Here is a 16,747-nt window from a genome sequence, read left to right on the forward strand (position 1 = left end):
GGCATGACTGCCGGGCCCGGATACGCGTACGCAACACACTCACTCGGAGCGGGTCAGGTGGCGAGATCAGCCACCGAAGGATTGCGAGAAGGTCACGAAGAACCCGTCATCACCACCATTGGTGGCCTTGTAGTAACGCAGGTCCCAGCCGACATTCTCGAGCACCGTGCCGGACACACCGATCTGGTAGTCTTCATAGTCGGCCGCCGGCAGGTCGTCGAAGGAGCTGGAGCCGACGCGGGCATCCACGGTCACCGGACCGAATTCGACGGCGGCACCGGTGTTGAGGTAGAGGCCCTCACCGATCTCACCATAGAATTCCGGCGAGAAGGCCACGCCCGCATCCCAGGCAATCGGGCCGAATTGACGGCTCACACCGCCATAGACTTCCACGAAGTTCTGGCCGTCCGGGCTGTCCGGATAGGCGTAATAGATCACGCCCGTGTCAAAACCCCAGCCATAGGCTTCCCAGCCATAGCCGGCATAAACGTCCAGCTCCATCGTGGTGTCGTCGGAGAAGTCCACGCTGGACCCCCAGACACCGACATAAAGACCGGATTCGGTGGCGACATCGAAACCGCCGGAGATGGCGGCCGCATCACCCGTCTGGGAGATGCCGCGGAAGACGTAGTTGCTGGTGATGGCTACATTGCCTTCGACCTGGGCAGCGACCGGGGCCGTCATGGCACCGGCGGCCACCAGGGCAAGTGTAAGGATCTTGGCTTTCATAACTTCACTCCTCGTTTGATCCTGGCGCCTTTGAGAGGCGTCGACCGGTCGGTTTTGAGCGCCGTCTTTCCGGGGCGCGCAGTTGGACCGGTTGTGATTTCAATCCCGGGCTCGGGCTGGGTTTGGACCGTCTCGTCCTGCCCGGCTTGTCTGCATGCTTGGTGTCTTCAAGCGGTTTCTGGGGTTCGTCTGGACCGGCCCCGGGTTGGCCGGCCGGTGAGGCTGGAAGCTCCGCTCCCGCAACACCGGCCGTCATCCCCGTTGTTTGGCCGGGGCCTACGCCTTTCCCTCGGAAGGGGAGGCGAAGATGGAGCCCGCAGGTGCGCCCAGTTCGGACAGGTCACCGCCGACCACTTCAGCATCCGGCGAAAGGCGGACACCCAGGGTGATCTTCAGGACCAGCCACACCACGAAAGAGGTGACGAAGACGAAGGCACCGATGGCACCGACACCGACGGCCTGACCGAAGAAGGTCGCGTCGGAATTGGTGAGCGGAACCGCCATCGTGCCCCAGATACCGGCGAACAGGTGGACCGGGATGGCACCGACGACATCGTCGATCCGCACGGCTTCCAGCAGTTTCGCACCGAAGGTGGCGATCACGGCACCCACCGCACCGATGGCGATGGCTTCCATGATGGTCGGCGTCAGCGGCTCGGCGGTGATGGACACCAGGCCGGCCAGGGCACCGTTCAGGCAGTAGGCGAGGTTGGCCTTGCCGCCGCCCAGGACGAGCGAGAGCAGGTAGGCCGTCACGACACCGGCCGCAGCGGCCATGTTCGTATTCGCGAAGATCTGCGAGATGGCGACCGCGTCAGCGGCGGACCCCATGGCGAGTTGCGAGGCACCGTTGAAGCCGAACCAGCCGAACCACAGGATGAAGGTACCCAGCGTGGCCAGCGGCAGCGAGGACGGCACCATCGGCGTGGCGTTCGGACCGAAACGGCCGGAGCGGGCACCGATCAGGATGGCACCGGCCAGAGCCGCCCAGCCACCGGTGGAGTGCACCAGGGTGGAACCGGCGAAGTCGGAGAAGCCGAACTCGGAGTCGAGCCAGCCGCCACCCCATTCCCAGGAGCCCTGGATCGGGTAGATGAGGGCCGTCAGCACGACGACGAAGAGGAAGAAAGAGCCCAGCTTGACGCGTTCGGCGACCGTGCCGGACACGATCGAGGCCGCGGTGGCCACGAACACCATCTGGAAGAACCAGTCGGAGGCGGCCGCATAACCGGTCTCCAGCGAGATGGCTTCATCGCTGGCCAGTTCGGACGGACCCCAGATCGCCGGGATGCCGAAATAGGGCGTCTCGCCGCCATACATGACCTGATAGCCCACCAGGTAGAACATCAGACCGGCGATGGAATAGAGCGCGATGTTTTTCAGGCAGATCGCCGCAGCGTGCTTGGTGCGCACGAAGCCGACTTCCAGCATCGCGAAACCGGCGGCCATCAGCATCACGAGGAAGCCGCCGATCAGGAAAAGAAGTGTGTTGAACACGAAGGCGGTCTCTTCCGACACTTCGGCATGAGCCGAGCCGGATACCAGCGCCCCCGTTGCAAGCGCGATCAGCGCGCCCCCCAAAAGTTTTTGTCGCATGTTCGTCTTGCCAATCATTGGGATCTCCCGCTCTGGCAACTCGTCCCTAAGAACCCGCAGATGCGCACGCACACCCCAGGCGGAGCCCCCCAGCCGGGATGCCCACTTATGTTCAGTTTTGAGGATCAAATGAGCGCGCACGAAATGTGCACAAAACGGCCGAAAATCCTTTCGGCAAACACCACCTGACCCGCATCGCCTTTTGACGATGACGGACCCAATCATTGCGCTCTGCGGACGGCCGCCTCGTGGCAGCTCTTGATTTGACGACTCTATGACAGCCCCTGTTGCACTGCAACAAATTTCTCAGCGGCCATAAAACCGGGAAGCTTTCGCTACTTTCGACGGAATTTACGCCGCTTCGTGCAACAAACTTCCAATTTCGGAGAAAAGAGCTGGCGACCGAAGCCGCCAGCAGTTCAATCCACAGAGTCGCGACATGATCGGATGCCGCGGGAAAATCTCCGGACCCGGGCCGTGGATGGGTCAACCGGATTCCTGCATATTTTTACCGCCCCGACGGGCTTGCTCGATATTGAGACAATTTGCTCGAATTCAGGGCAAACTGAATCCGGCCTCAGCTTTCCGGGTCCGCCGGACCATGCGGGCGAGTCAGGATAAAACAGGCCGCCGCGCCCATGCACAGGGCCTGCACGCCGATCAGACGCCAGGACAGACCGATCAGCACACTGAGCAGGAGCGCCGCCAGCATGACGAGGACGGCACCGATCTTCACCCGTGGCCGGATTGCCCCATGATCCCGCCAGTGGCGGATCAGGGGCCCGAAGCGCGGATGGGTCACCAGCCAGTGATGCAGCCGGTCCGAGCTCCGTGCGAATCCGTAGCAAGCGAGCAGGAGGAAGGGTGTCGTCGGTACGAGCGGCAGGAGGATCCCGACCACCGCAAGTGCGAAGAAGACCCCGCCGAAGGCCAACCAGAAGAGCCGGATCAGCCCCATTTCACGCCCCGCAGGCAGACGGGTTCGACCCCGGGCAAAACAGGCGCTGGAATAAGCATGCTCAAACTGACCTCATGCGGTGGATTTTTGCCACGAAATTCACTTAATGCAGCGCCGCTGCAGTAATTTTCCAAAACGGGGGTTGCAATCTTTACCATCTCCGTTCACGTTGCAGCGCAATAGGAACACGGACACACCGTCATGCCGACCAACGCGATCACCCAGCTGGCCACGCCGGCCGCCGCCCCGAAGGGCGTGCGGGTGCTCGAACTCGGCCTCCTCCTTCTCGTACTCGTACTTCTTATTACCAGCTCCATAACGGGAGTGGCGTAAGCGCCTGCCAAAAAAGGACCGAACGTCCGGCAGACACGAAAAAGCCCCGCTCCCTGACAGGAGCGGGGTTTTTCGTTTTGCCTCCACGGATTTCTGATGACTGACACACCGAAGAAAATCTCTGACGCCATCACACGGGGCCCGGCTCGTGCCGCTGCCCGGGCCATGCTGCGCGCGACCGGCATGGATGATGCCGATTTCGACAAGCCGATGATCGGCGTGATCAATACCTGGACGACGGTGACGCCGTGCAACATGCACCTGGCCGATCTGGCGGCCCCGGTGCGCGACGCGGTGCGCGAGGCCGGCGGTCACCCGGTCGACTTCAACACGGTGGTCGTCTCGGACGGCATCTCCATGGGCTCGGAAGGCATGCGGGCCTCGCTGATCTCGCGGGAAGTCATCGCCGACTCCATCGAGCTGGCCACGCGCGGCCACTGCCTGGACGGTGTCGTCATCCTGGTCGGCTGCGACAAGACCATCCCCGCCGCCGCCATGGCGCTGGCGCGCATGGATGTGCCCGGCTGCATCCTGTACGGCGGCACGATCATGCCCGGCCGCCTGGGCGAGAAGGATCTGTCCATCCAGGACGTGTTCGAAGCGGTCGGTGCCCATGCCGCCGGCACGCTGGACGATGCCGGCCTGAAGGATGTCGAGAAGGCCGCCTGCCCCGGCGCCGGGGCCTGTGGCGGCCAGTTCACGGCCAACACGATGGCCACCATCCTGTCCGTGATGGGCTTCTCGCCGATGGGCGTGAATGACATCCCGGCCCCACACCCGGACAAGCCGGCCGCCGCCGCGCGCTGCGGCAAGCTGGCCGTCGAACTGGCCAAGTCGGGCACCCGGCCGCGCCAGTACGTGAGCCAGGCCTCGCTGCGCAATGCGGCGATCGCGGCCTCGGCCTCGGGCGGGTCGACCAATGCCATCCTGCACCTGGCCGCCATCGCTGCGGAAGCCGGACAGCCCTTCTCCATCGACATTTTCGACGAGGTCTCCGCGACCGCGCCGGTGATCACCGATCTGAAGCCGGGCGGCCGTTTCCTGGCCCACCACATGTTCCTGGCTGGCGGCACCCGCCTGTTCACCCAGCGCCTGGTCGAGGCCGGCCTTCTGGCCGACACGCCGACCGTCACCGGCCGCTCCCTGCACGAGGAAGCCGCCGAGGCCGTCGAATCCAAGAACCAGCGCGTCATCTATTCCGTCGACAATCCGGTCAAGCCGGATGGCGGCTTCCGCATCCTCTACGGCGATCTGGCGACCGAGGGCGGTGTGCTGAAACTGTCCGGCCATTCGCGCACGGAGTTCACCGGTCCGGCCCGCGTCTTCGAAAGCGAAGAAGACGCTTTTGCCGAAATCGAGGCCAACAGGATCAAGGCCGGCGATGTCGTCATCATCCGCAATGAAGGGCCCAAGGGCGGTCCCGGCATGCGCGAAATGCTGGGCGTCACGGCTGCCCTGGTCGGTCAGGGCCTGTCCGAGGACGTCGCCCTGATCACCGATGGCCGCTTCTCCGGCGCCTCCAAGGGTTTCGTGATCGGCCATGTCAGCCCGGAAGCTGCCGCCGGCGGCGCGATCGGCCTGATCGAGGAAGGCGACATGATCAAGATCGATGTCGCCGCCCGCCGCATCGATGTCGAGGCCGACCTGTCCGCGCGCCGCGCCGGCTGGGTCCGCCCGGATCCGAAATCCGTCGGCGGCGTGTTCGCCAAATATGCCGCCCTGGTCTCTTCGGCCGCCCGCGGCGCCGTCACCATTCCCACCGAGGCTGCGGCCCCGGCGGCTCACTCTTCATCCGATACACAAGCATCCAAGCAGGAGATCAACGCATGACCGCGTCTGCATCCACCCCGGCCCCCAAGCGCGCTGCCTTTGAGGTCGACACCACCGCCTTCAAGTCGAAACCGATTGCGGTGATCGGCTATGGCAGCCAGGGCCGCGCCCACGCCATGAACATGAAGGACAGCGGCTGCGATGTGATCGTCGGCGTGCGTCCCGGCGGGGCCGGCGAAAAGAAGGCCCAGGCCGACGGCCTGAAGACGGCGACGCCGGAAGAGGCCACCAAGGCGGCCCATCTGATCGCCATCCTGACGCCGGACATGTCCCATGAGGAGGTCTATCGCGACATGGTCGCGCCGAACCTGGACGCCGGTGACACGGTCCTGTTCGCCCACGGCTTCTCCGTGCATTTCGGCCGCGTGAATCCGGCTGACAATATCAATGTGATCCTGGTCGCCCCGAAGGGTCCGGGTGATCTGGTCCGCCGCGAATACGAGATTGGCCGCGGCGTGCCCTGCCTGTTCGCCATCCACCAGGATGCCAGCGGCACCGCCCGCGAGATGGCGCTGAGCTATACCACCTGCATCGGCGGCGCCACGGCCGGCGTGATCGAGACGAATTTCGCCGAGGAAACCGAGACCGATCTGTTCGGCGAACAGGCCGTGCTGTGCGGCGGTGCCACCGAACTGGTCCAGGCCGGTTTCGAGACGCTGGTGGAAGCCGGTTACCAGCCGGAAGTCGCCTATTTCGAATGCCTGCACGAGCTCAAGCTGATCGTCGACCTCCTCTACGAAGGCGGCATGGCGAAGATGCATGAATTCATCTCCGAGACCGCCATCTACGGCGATCTGCGCTCCGGTCCGCGCGTCATCAATGAAGAGACGAAGGAACGCATGCGCGAGGTTCTGAAGGACATCCAGGACGGCACTTTTGCCCGCGACTGGATCACCGAGAACCAGGCCGGCAAGCCGCAATACCAGGCCCTGCTGCGCAAGGATCTGGAACATCCCATCGAAAAGACCGGTGCCGCCCTGCGCGCCGACATGCCGTGGCTGCAGCCCGGCGCCAACCAGTAGATCCGAGCGTATCATGACCGCCCTGCCCGTCACCGATCCCCATACCGACGCCCCGTCGGCCACCGCCCAGCCCAGACAGACCGGGGCGCATGCGGTTGTCCGCACCCTGGAAGCCCTGGGTGTGGAGCGGGTATTCGGCTATCCGGGCGGGGCGATCATGCCCGTCTATGATGCGCTGACCGGCTCGTCGCTGAAGCACATCCTGGTCCGCCATGAGCAGGCGGCGGCCTTTGCCGCCGATGCCCAGGCCCGCCTGACCGGCAAGGCCGGGGTCTGCATGGCCACGTCGGGTCCCGGCGCGACCAATCTGCTGACCGGCATCGCCAATGCCTACATGGACAGTGTCCCCATGGTGATCCTGACGGGCCAGGTCCCGTCGGGCCTGATGGGCACGGACGCCTTCCAGGAAGTCGACGTGTTCGGCATGTCCATGCCGGTCGTGAAACACTCGATCATCATCCGCGATGCCGAGCGCATCCCGGAGCTGATCGCCGAAGCCTTCGACATTGCCGAATCGGGCCGCCCCGGCCCGGTCCTGATCGACATGCCGAAGGATATCCTTCAAGCCGAGGTGTACCCCACCTTACCCCCAGTACCTCGGCCCACAGCAGGGCCGTCCCGGGTCGATCAATCTGAGATCGATGCGGCGGCGGCTCTGCTGTCCCAATCCAAACGCCCGGTCCTGTATATCGGCGGCGGCGTCGCCCTGGGCGGTGCGGTTGATTCCGTCCGCGCCTTCATGGAGCGCACCGGCATTCCCACCGTTGCCACGCTCAAGGGGCTGGGCTGTCCGCACCCGGACGCCCCGGACTATCTGGGCATGCTAGGCATGCATGGCGGCCGCGCCGCCAATGTCGCCGTGGACGAGAGCGATTTGCTGATCTGCTGCGGCGCTCGGTTTGACGACCGGGCCACCGGCCGGCTGGACAGTTTCGCCAAGGGTGCCCGCATCATCCACATGGACCTGGACAGCGCCGAGATCGGCAAGTTGCGCAATGCGGACGTCGCCATGGCCGGCGATATCGGCGAGGCGCTGGACCGCATGGATCCGGGCTATCTGGACATTGCCGACTGGCGCACCGAATGCCGCGACCGCAAGGCGCGCCATGAATTCCGCTATGACGCGCCGGGCAATGGCGTCTACGCGCCGGCCATGCTGAAGCAATTGTCCGAAGCGGCCGGTGATGACTTCATCGCCGCCTGCGATGTCGGCCAGCACCAGATGTGGGTGGCCCAGCATTGCCGCTTCGCCCGCCCGGAAGCGCATCTGACCTCTGCTGGTCTGGGCGCGATGGGCTACGGCCTGCCCGCCGGGATCGGCGCGGCCATGGAACGCCCCGACAGCAAGGTCGTCACCATCACCGGCGACGGCTCGATCATGATGAATATCCAGGAGCTGGCCACGGCCCGCCGCTATGGCGTGCCCATCCGCATCCTGCTGCTGGACAATGCCTCGCTGGGCCTGGTGCGCCAGTGGCAGGAATATTTCTTCGACCAGAATTTCTCGGAGATTGATCTGTACGACAATCCCGACTTCGCCGAGGTGGCGCACGCTTTCGGTATCGAGGCCTTCACGGTTCACAGCCGCGAAGAAGTCCCCGGTGCCATCGAGCGCCTGCTCAATTCGCGCGGCCCGATCCTGGCCCATGTGCTGATCGATCCGCGTGAGAACGTCTGGCCGCTGGTGCCGCCAGGCGCATCCAATGCCGACATGATGGAGGACTGAGACATGTTCGACACCCTTTGCGTTGAACTCGCCGAGACCGAAGGCGCCCTGATGCGGCTTATCGGCCTTGTCGAACGTCGCGGTTTCACCATCGCCACGTTCGAAAAAAGCGAAGCCCGGGACGGGTTCGCGACGATCTCCATGCGCCTGGGCGCACGGGATGGTGCGCGCAATCTGGATATTCTGTCCCGTCAGATCGGCCGGCTGATCGATGTCCGCGCCGTCTTTACCCCGGAAATTGCCGCGGCCGCCCAGGCCGCGCATGCCCCCCATCAATGGAGTCCGGCATGTCCGCCCCGAAACTGACCCCGATCACCAGCCCGCAACCGGACCGGCTGCGGATTTTCGACACCACGCTGCGCGATGGTGAACAGGCCCCGGGCTTCTCCATGTCGCCCGGCGAAAAGCTGGAAATGGCGCATCTGCTGGCTGCCATCCGCGTCGACACGATGGAAGCCGGCTTCGCCGCCGCCTCGCCGGGCGATGCCGAAGCCATCCGCCGGATTGCCGAGGAAGTGCGCGGTCCGACCATCTGCTCCCTGGCCCGCGCCAGTGAAAAGGATATCGACGCGGCGGCCTACGCCCTGGAACCGGCCCAGCGCAAACGCGCCCACATTTTCCTGGCCACCAGCCCGATCCACCGGGAGGCCAAGCTGAAAATGTCCCGCCACGAAGTCCTGATGACGATCGAGCGGACGCTGAAGCATGCCGCCGACCATTTCGACGAGATCGAATTCTCGGCCGAGGATGCGCTGCGCACCGAGCCGGAATTCCTGGTGGAAGCCCTGTCCTGCGCCGCCGCGCACGGCGCCGATGTGCTGAACGTGCCGGACACGGTCGGCTATTCGGAGCCGGACGAGATCTACAAGGTCTTCAAGATGCTGGTCGACGAGGTGGAACGCCCGGACCATGTGATCTTCTCGGCCCACTGCCATGACGATCTGGGCCTGGCCGTGGCCAATTCCCTGGCCGCTGTGAAAGCCGGCGCGCGCCAGGTGGAATGTGCCCTGAACGGGATCGGCGAACGGGCCGGCAATTGCTCGATGGAAGAAATCATCATGGCGCTGAATGTCCGCGCCGACATCTTCCCGGCCGTCAGCCATGCCCAGGCGAATGCGATCTGGCCGGCCAGCCAGCGTCTGTCCCGCATCACCGGCACGGCGATCGCGCCGAACAAGGCGATTGTCGGCCGCAATGCCTTCGCCCACGAGGCCGGCATCCACCAGCACGGCATGCTGGCCGACCGCCGCACCTATGAAATCATGACCCCGGAAAGCGTCGGCGCGCCCGGCTCCTCCCTGGTGCTGGGCAAGCACTCGGGCAAGCATGCGCTGAGCCAGCGCCTGGGCCAGCTGGGCTATCAGCCGGGACCGGACGAGCTGTCGCGGATCTTTGCCCAGTTCAAGGAGGCTGCCGACGAGCATGGCGAGATCAATGATGCCGATCTGATCGCGATGATGGAGGGGTATTCCGCCTCCGGATCGCAATGGACGGTGCTGCGCACGGAATTGCGCACCACGGCCGGCCGCAAGCCGAAACAGTTCGCCCGCGTGGAGCTGGAACACCCGACCCGGGGCCGCATCTCCGACATTGCCTCCGGCGATGGACCGGTCGCGGCGGCCTTTGCCGCGGTGGAACGGATCACCGGATACGAGACCGATGTGATCAGCCTGGAAACGCGCCTGCGCACCCATGAGGGCCAGCGCGAATTCGTGGCCGACATCGAAGTGGAAATCGACGGACGGCGCTTCACCGGCCGGGCCCGCGGTCCCGACATCGTCACGGCGGCAATCGACGCCCTTCTGTTCACTCTTGATCGTGGCGAGGCCAAGGCCAAAGCCGACTCCCAGAACACAAAAACGGCTCAGGCCGTCTGACCAGGACACCTATCATGGCTATTCAGGAAACCGACTTCATCTGGCGCAATGGCGAGCTGATCGACTGGCATGAGGCCCAAACCCATGTCTTGAGCCACGCGCTGCATTACGGAACCTCCGTCTTCGAGGGCATCCGCTGCTACAACACGCCCGACGGTCCGGCGATCTTCCGTCTGAGCGACCATATCCGGCGCCTGTTCGACAGCGCCCGCGTCTATCACATGCCCATCCCCTACACCCAGGAAGAGGTGGAGGCGGCCTGCCGCATGGTGATCCGCTCCAACCACCTCAAGGACGCCTATATCCGCCCGATCGCCTTCTTCGGCTATGGCGGGATCGGCGTGCTGCCGGGTAAGGATACGAGCATCGACGTCAATGTCGCGGCCTTCCCCTGGGGCGCCTATCTGGGCGAAGAGGCCCTGGCGAACGGCGTGAATTGCTGCATCTCCAGCTGGAACCGGGCCGCCCCGAACACGATCCCGACCGGCGCCAAGGCCGGCGGCAATTACCTGTCCTCCGTGCTGATCAGCCATGAAGCGCATTCGCGCGGCTTTGATGAAGGCATCGGACTGGATGTGAACGGGCTGGTCTCCGAGGGCGCCGGCGAGAATATTTTCGTCGTCTCCGACGGCGTCATCCGCACGCCCCCGACCTCGGCTTCCATCCTGTCCGGCCTGACCCGCGACTCGGTGATCAAGCTGGCCGAAGCGGAAGGCTATGATGTTCGTGAACAGACCCTGTCGCGCGAAAGCCTCTATGTCGCCGACGAGATCTTCTTCACCGGCACGGCCGCCGAGATCACCCCGGTCCGCTCGGTTGATGGCCATGTCGTGCGCTGCGGTGGCCGCGGCCCGATCGCGGAGAAGATGCAGGAACGCTTCTTCGGCCTGTTCACCGGCGAGACGCCGGACCGCTGGAACTGGCTGCAGCCGGTGACCGACAATGCGATGGAGGTCCAGCATGTCGCCTGAGGGCTCCCGTCCCGCACCGCGATCCCTGTTCGAGAAGCTGTGGGACCGGCATCTGGTGAAGGCCGAGACGCCGGAAACCCCGGCCATGCTCTATATCGACCTTCATCTCGTGCATGAGGTGACCTCACCGCAGGCCTTCTCCGTGCTGGCCGAACGCGGGCTGAAGGTCCGTCGGCCGGACCGGACGCTGGCGACGATCGACCATTCCACACCGACCCTGGATTTCGCGCCGGGCGAGACCCCGCCCTATGCGACCGAGGCGGCGCGCCACCAGGTGGAAACCCTGCAGGCCAATACCAAGGCCCAGGGCATCACCCTGCATGGCTGGGACAGCCCGCATCGCGGCGTGGTCCATGTCATCGGGCCGGAGCTGGGCGCGACCCAGCCGGGCATGACGATTGTCTGTGGTGACAGCCACACCGCCACGCATGGGGCCTTCGGCGCCCTGGCTTTCGGCATCGGCACCACCGAGGTCGGCCATGTCCTGGCGACGCAATGCCTGCTGCAGCGCAAGCCGAAATCCATGCGCATCAATGTCGAGGGCGAGACCGCGCCGGGCATCAGTGCCAAGGACATCATCCTGGCCATCATTGCCGAGATCGGCGTCGATGGCGGGACGGGCTGCGTGATCGAATATGCCGGTTCGGCGATCAAGGCACTGGACATGGATGGCCGGATGACGGTCTGCAACATGTCGATCGAGGCCGGGGCCCGCGCCGGCATGATTGCCGCCGACGAGACCACGTTCGCCTGGCTGAAAGGCCGCGAGCGCGTGCCGTCCGGCGCCGATTGGGACAAGGCCGTCGAAGCCTGGTCGAACTATCGCAGTGATCCGGGTGCGCATTTCGACAAGGAAGTGACGATCGACGCCAGCGCAATCCAGCCCATGGTGACCTGGGGCACGGCCCCGGATACCGGGATTGCCGTGGACGCGCCGGTCCCGGACGCTCGCTCCGCCTCCCACGCCAAGGCGCTCAATTACATGAAGTTCGAAGCCGGCATGCCGGTCTCGGGCCAAAAGGTGGACCAGGTCTTCATCGGCTCCTGCACCAATTCGCGGATCACCGATCTGCGGGCCGCCGCGGCGATCATGTCCGGCCGCCAGGTCGCACCGGGTGTGCGCGCCCTTGTCGTACCGGGCTCCGTCGCCGTGCGGGCCCAGGCGGAAGCGGAAGGCCTGGACCGGATCTTCATCGAGGCCGGGGCCGAATGGCGCCAGCCGGGCTGTTCCATGTGCATCGCCATGAATGGTGACAAGGGCGAGCCGGGCCAGCTGATCGTGTCGACCTCGAACCGCAATTTCGAAGGCCGCCAGGGTCCCGGGGCCCGCACCGTGCTGGCCTCACCGGCCACAGCCGCCGCGGCCGCGATTGCCGGCCATGTCATCAATCCGGCCACGCTGATGGAGCCGGCCCATGCCTGAGCAATTCAACACGCTGACCTCGCGCACTTTCGTGATCGACCAGGAAGACATTGATACCGACCAGATCATCCCGGCCCGCTTCCTGACCACCACGACGCGGGATGGTCTGGGCAAGCTGGCCTTCCATGACTGGCGCTATGACAGTAACGGCAAGCCGCTGGAAAATGTCTCGCTCAATTCGCTGGATACCGGCACGCATCAGGTCCTGGTCGCCGGCCGGAATTTCGGCTGCGGCTCCTCGCGCGAACATGCGCCCTGGGCGCTGTATGATTTCGGCTTCCGCGCCGTCATCGCCTCGGAGATTGCCGACATCTTCCGGTCCAATTCGGCCAAGAACGGGCTGGTCCCGATCGTCGCCCCGCCGGAAGCCCATGATTGGCTCATGGCGCATCCGGATGTGGAGATCGAGATCGACCTGGCCGATCAGAGGGTTGATCTGGGCAATGGTCCGAGTTTCCATTTCGAGATCGAACCCTTTGCCAAGCACTGCCTGATGGAGGGTACGGACCCGCTGGGCTATCTGACCGCCCAGTCCGACGCCATCACCGCCTACGAGACGTAAAACGCATGACCTATAAAATCACGCTCCTGCCCGGTGACGGGATCGGCCCGGAAATCACCCAGGTGGCGCGCGCCGTCCTGGAACACACGGCCTCCCTGTCCGGCTTCTCCGTCAAATTCACCGAATGCGCCTTCGGTGGCGCCTCGATCGACCAGTATGGCGAGCCGCTGACCGACAAGACGCTGAAAGCCTGCCAGTCCGCCGATGCCGTCTTCCTCGGTGCGGTGGGCGGTCCGAAATGGGATCATGCGCCGGAGCGTCCGGAAATGGGCTTGCTGGCCCTGCGCAAGGCGCTCGGCGTCTATGCCAATCTGCGCCCGGCTGCCGTCCACCCGGCCCTGGCCGACAAGTCGCCGCTGCGCCCGGACCTGGTCGCCGGCACGGATGTGTTGATCGTGCGGGAGCTGACCGGCGGCATCTATTTCGGTGAGCGGGAGCGCTCCGAGGACAAGGCGTCCGACAAATGCACCTACAGCCGCGCCGAGATCGAGCGTGTCGCCCGCGTCGCCTTCGAACAGGCCCGCCTGCGCCGCGGCAAGCTGACCTCGGTGGACAAGGCGAATGTGCTGGAAACCTCCAAGCTCTGGCGTGCCGTGGTGACCGAGATGGGCCAGCGCGACTTCCCGGATATCGAGCTGGACCACATGTATGTCGATGCCGCCGCCATGCACATGCTGCGGCATCCGGCGAGCTTTGACGTGCTGGTCACGGAGAACATGTTCGGCGACATCCTCTCCGACGAAGCCTCCATGCTGCCCGGCTCGATCGGCCTTCTGGGTTCCGCCTCGCTGGGCGACCAGCGCCCGGGCCTGTTCGAGCCGATCCACGGCTCCGCGCCGGACATTGCCGGTCAGGACAAGGCCAACCCGTTCGGCGCCATCGAGGCCGCCGCACAATTGCTGGAATCGCTCGACGAGATCGACGCCGCCAAGCGCGTCCGCGCCGCCGTCAATGCCATGCACGAAGCGGGTGAGTGGACCGGCGATCTGGGCGGCAGCCTGACCTGTTCGGAAGCCGGTGTGAAACTGGTCGAACGGCTGGAACGCCAGGCGGTGGCGGCCTAGTCGGCCGCCGCCTCCCCCATCAATCCATGCCGCGCCATCCAGGCGGAGACCATGTCCGGCCAGGCCGCGACCGGCAGACCGGTCGTGTGCCTTATGCCGAAGCCGTGCCCGCCCGTATCGAAGACATGGAGCTCCACCGGAGCGCCCAGATCCATGAAGGCGTTGAAGACATCCAGGCCATTGGGCAGCGGCACCGAAGTGTCGTTGATCGCGTGCAGGATGAAGAGCGGCGGCGCATCCGCGCGGGCCGCTTCGGCGATGTCATAGACCGCCAACGTCTCCTGTGACGGGTCCGGCCCGACCAGCCGGTCGCGCGAGCCTTCATGCACGGCGGGGCCTGACAGCCGCGTCACCGCATACATCAGCATGGACGCATCCGGCCTGGCAGACAGGGTGTCGGCGGAATCGCGCGGCGCATAGACATCGGCATCAAAACGCGTCGTCAGGGATCCGGCGACATGACCGCCCGCGGAGAAGCCGATCACACCAACCCGGTCCGGATCGACACTGTATTCATCAGCCTGTGAGCGGATCACGCGCATGGCGCGCTGGGCGTCCTGCAGGGGAACATCGCGGCTGTTCTCATGGCCTTCATGCGGCAGGCGATAAATCAGGACAAAGACGGTGACACCGTCCTCATTGAGCGCCTCGGCGCTCTCATAGCCTTCCTTGTCGAGCACGACGCGCTGATAGCCGCCGCCCGGGATCATCAACAGGGCAGACCCGTTGGGATTTTCCGGCCGGAAAACCTGCAGGCGCGGCTGGGTGATCTGCGCGACATAGCGGTCCCGGATCACATCGGGTTCCGGACTGCGCTCGACAATGATCTCCTCGAGCTCACCGATCAGGGCCTCGCTGCCCGGCGCCGGCGCGTTCGGCCAGAGCAGGATTTCGCCATCCGGCTCCCGGTGCTGGGCGAAAGCCTGGGCCGGCCAGGCAAGGACAAGAAGGGCCAGACAGAGCTGTTTCATCATCAAACGTCTCCCAAGTCGCATTGGCCGCGATAGACCAGATCGGAAAACCGCGCTTCGCCGGCCCCGGCGGCATAGATCGCCGGGCGCAGGCTGAGAAAATCATAGGCGGTATTGTGGTGATAGCCGGACACTTCCATCTGGACGTCGAACTTCGTCCAGCGCTGGCCGTCCAGGCTGAAATGAAGCGTCAGAAGGTGGCGGTTATTCTCCAGCCGCAGGCGCAGCCGGGTCGTCCCCGCCGGGATGTCCTGGCGCCGTCGGCGCTCCTCGCCATAGCGGTGCATGACCAGCCCGTCGGCATCAAAGCCGAGGCCGGCATAGAGACGGTCATTGTAGAAGAGCAGAAGTCCGGCCCGGCAGTCCTCATCCCGCTCGATCGTCACCTCGACCTGATAGCGCAGATCCCCTGTCACGAAGCAGAGCGGGCTGCTGTCGCGGGGCTGCTCGCCACGGGCCTGCAAATGCAGGACATTGTCGGACTGGCGCACCCGGTCATAGGCGTCAAGACCGGGCCGGAAAAAACCCCATTGCGGACCCAGCCGCTCGCCGGAGAAATCATCCGACAGGGCCAGCCCGTGCGGCAGGGCCTCGCCGCCGGCCGGGATCGGGAAGGCGTCTGACAGATCGCCGCCTGCGGCTTCGAACCATCCGTCCGCCCGCCAGCGGACCGGCTCCAGCAGGCATTGCCGGCCCAGCGTCCAGAAATCGCGCTCATAGCCGTGATAGATCAGATACCAGTCATCCGCGGTCGGCCCTTCAACGAGGGTCGCATGACCGCGCGACCACCAATCTTCCTCGCGGGACAGGGTGCGCACTTGCGGATTGTTGGGGGCGTGTTCCCACGGCCCGTGAATGGAGCGCGAGCGTGCGGCGATGACCATGTGCCCGGTCGGCGGTCCGGCCGTGCCGCCCACGGCAGTGAGCATGTAGAACCACTCGCCCCGGCGCAGCATTTTCGGGCCTTCCGGGCAGAAGCACTCCACATCCCAGTCTTCGGGATAGCGCCAGGGATCATAGACATGCTCCACCGGTCCCGCGACCGAGAGGCCGTCGGGCGTCAGGCGGACCCGGTCGCCATTGGACAGGAACAGATAGCGCTCGCCATCCTCGCCGACGATGTGGCCGGGATCGATATGATCGGGCAGGCCCAGATCGACCGGCTCGCTCCACGGCCCCTCGGGCCGGTCGGCATGGATGACATAGATGGATTTGTAGTCGTCCGTACGGGCGGGAATATAGATGTAGAACCGGCCGTCATGGGCGATCAGGTCGGGTGCCCAGACCGAGCCGATCGGGGTGGTCAGGGCGGGCCCCAGGGGCTGCCAGTTCACCAGGTCCTTGGACTGCCAGATCAGCAGGCCGGGATAGGCGTCAAAGGTGGAAAAGGTGAGATACCAGGTATCCCCGTCCTTGATGATGGACGGATCGGGGTGATCGCCGGCGAGGACAGGATTGAGGAAACTGCCGTCCCCGCGATCCGCGATGCGCTGGCCGTCGAGGCCCCGCCCCCAGCGGCCGCAGGCCCCGGCGGCCATGCCGGTTTCCGGGGCCGACCGGGAACAGCCTGGCAGGACCAGGCCGGAACTCGCCGCCAGGCCAAGACCCAGTCCCAGGGTTTGCCGCCGTGATACCGTCATCTGTCTCCCATCCCGTTCTGGCTGCCGGATAAAAAAGGGCCTGGC

Annotated in this window: 14 protein-coding genes; 9 read left to right on the forward strand and 5 right to left on the reverse strand. The window is 65.1% G+C overall.

Features of this window, described 5'->3' with window-relative positions; all coding sequences use genetic code 11:
- Positions 1-66 precede the first annotated feature (66 nt).
- The 3 genes from FCS99_RS11405 to FCS99_RS11415 all read right to left on the reverse strand — a co-directional run bounded on the left by FCS99_RS11405 (position 67) and on the right by FCS99_RS11415 (position 3,283).
- A complete protein-coding gene (locus FCS99_RS11405; RefSeq protein ID WP_138512637.1) occupies positions 67-729 on the reverse strand; it encodes a TorF family putative porin in 663 nt (220 codons plus the stop codon).
- A 276-nt stretch (positions 730-1,005) separates the two neighbouring features.
- Positions 1,006-2,343, reverse strand: coding sequence for an ammonium transporter family protein (locus FCS99_RS11410; RefSeq protein ID WP_171036350.1), 1,338 nt, complete (start codon positions 2,341-2,343; stop codon positions 1,006-1,008).
- Between the two features lie 559 nt (positions 2,344-2,902).
- Positions 2,903-3,283, reverse strand: coding sequence for a YbaN family protein (locus FCS99_RS11415; RefSeq protein ID WP_138512639.1), 381 nt, complete (start codon positions 3,281-3,283; stop codon positions 2,903-2,905).
- A gap of 429 nt (positions 3,284-3,712) precedes the next feature.
- Between FCS99_RS11415 and ilvD the strand changes: the two genes are divergently transcribed.
- From ilvD to leuB, 9 genes are read left to right on the forward strand one after another with little or no spacing between them, the layout of a single operon-like run.
- On the forward strand, positions 3,713-5,446 hold the full coding sequence (ilvD, locus tag FCS99_RS11420; protein WP_138512641.1) for a dihydroxy-acid dehydratase: 1,734 nt from the start codon (positions 3,713-3,715) through the stop codon (positions 5,444-5,446).
- Positions 5,443-6,468: a ketol-acid reductoisomerase gene (gene ilvC / locus FCS99_RS11425; protein WP_138512643.1), complete on the forward strand. Its 1,026-nt coding sequence runs from the start codon at positions 5,443-5,445 to the stop codon at positions 6,466-6,468. Before ilvD ends, ilvC begins: the two co-directional genes overlap by 4 nt.
- A 13-nt stretch (positions 6,469-6,481) precedes the next feature.
- Entirely contained in the window at positions 6,482-8,194 is a 1,713-nt protein-coding gene (gene ilvG, locus FCS99_RS11430) for an acetolactate synthase 2 catalytic subunit (protein ID WP_138512645.1), read from the forward strand.
- Positions 8,195-8,197: 3 nt separating this feature from the next.
- The gene (locus FCS99_RS11435) at positions 8,198-8,500 is read left to right on the forward strand and encodes an ACT domain-containing protein (RefSeq protein WP_138512647.1); all 303 of its coding nucleotides are present in this window, start codon (positions 8,198-8,200) and stop codon (positions 8,498-8,500) included.
- Positions 8,482-10,071, forward strand: coding sequence for a 2-isopropylmalate synthase (locus tag FCS99_RS11440; RefSeq protein WP_138512649.1), 1,590 nt, complete (start codon positions 8,482-8,484; stop codon positions 10,069-10,071). Before FCS99_RS11435 ends, FCS99_RS11440 begins: the two co-directional genes overlap by 19 nt.
- 14 nt (positions 10,072-10,085) lie before the next feature.
- Positions 10,086-11,042, forward strand: coding sequence for a branched-chain amino acid transaminase (locus FCS99_RS11445; RefSeq protein ID WP_138512651.1), 957 nt, complete (start codon positions 10,086-10,088; stop codon positions 11,040-11,042).
- The gene (gene leuC, locus FCS99_RS11450) at positions 11,032-12,465 is read left to right on the forward strand and encodes a 3-isopropylmalate dehydratase large subunit (RefSeq protein ID WP_138512653.1); all 1,434 of its coding nucleotides are present in this window, start codon (positions 11,032-11,034) and stop codon (positions 12,463-12,465) included. The genes FCS99_RS11445 and leuC overlap by 11 nt, the downstream gene beginning before the upstream one ends.
- Entirely contained in the window at positions 12,458-13,027 is a 570-nt protein-coding gene (leuD, locus tag FCS99_RS11455; protein WP_138512655.1) for a 3-isopropylmalate dehydratase small subunit, read from the forward strand. Before leuC ends, leuD begins: the two co-directional genes overlap by 8 nt.
- Positions 13,028-13,032: 5 nt before the next feature.
- Complete coding sequence (leuB, locus tag FCS99_RS11460) at positions 13,033-14,091, forward strand: 3-isopropylmalate dehydrogenase (protein WP_138512657.1); 1,059 nt, start codon at positions 13,033-13,035, stop codon at positions 14,089-14,091.
- Here the strand turns inward: leuB and FCS99_RS11465 are convergent.
- Complete coding sequence (locus FCS99_RS11465; RefSeq protein ID WP_138512659.1) at positions 14,088-15,065, reverse strand: alpha/beta hydrolase; 978 nt, start codon at positions 15,063-15,065, stop codon at positions 14,088-14,090. The two genes, leuB and FCS99_RS11465, sit on opposite strands and share 4 nt — an antisense overlap.
- Positions 15,065-16,702, reverse strand: a complete 1,638-nt coding sequence (locus tag FCS99_RS11470) for a family 43 glycosylhydrolase (RefSeq protein WP_138512661.1) — start codon at positions 16,700-16,702, stop codon at positions 15,065-15,067. Before FCS99_RS11470 ends, FCS99_RS11465 begins: the two co-directional genes overlap by 1 nt.
- Between the last annotated feature and the right edge of the window lie 45 nt (positions 16,703-16,747).

The sequence above is a fragment of the Maricaulis alexandrii genome (assembly GCF_005871165.1).
In the GTDB taxonomy this organism is placed as follows: Bacteria; Pseudomonadota; Alphaproteobacteria; order Caulobacterales; family Maricaulaceae; genus Maricaulis; species Maricaulis alexandrii.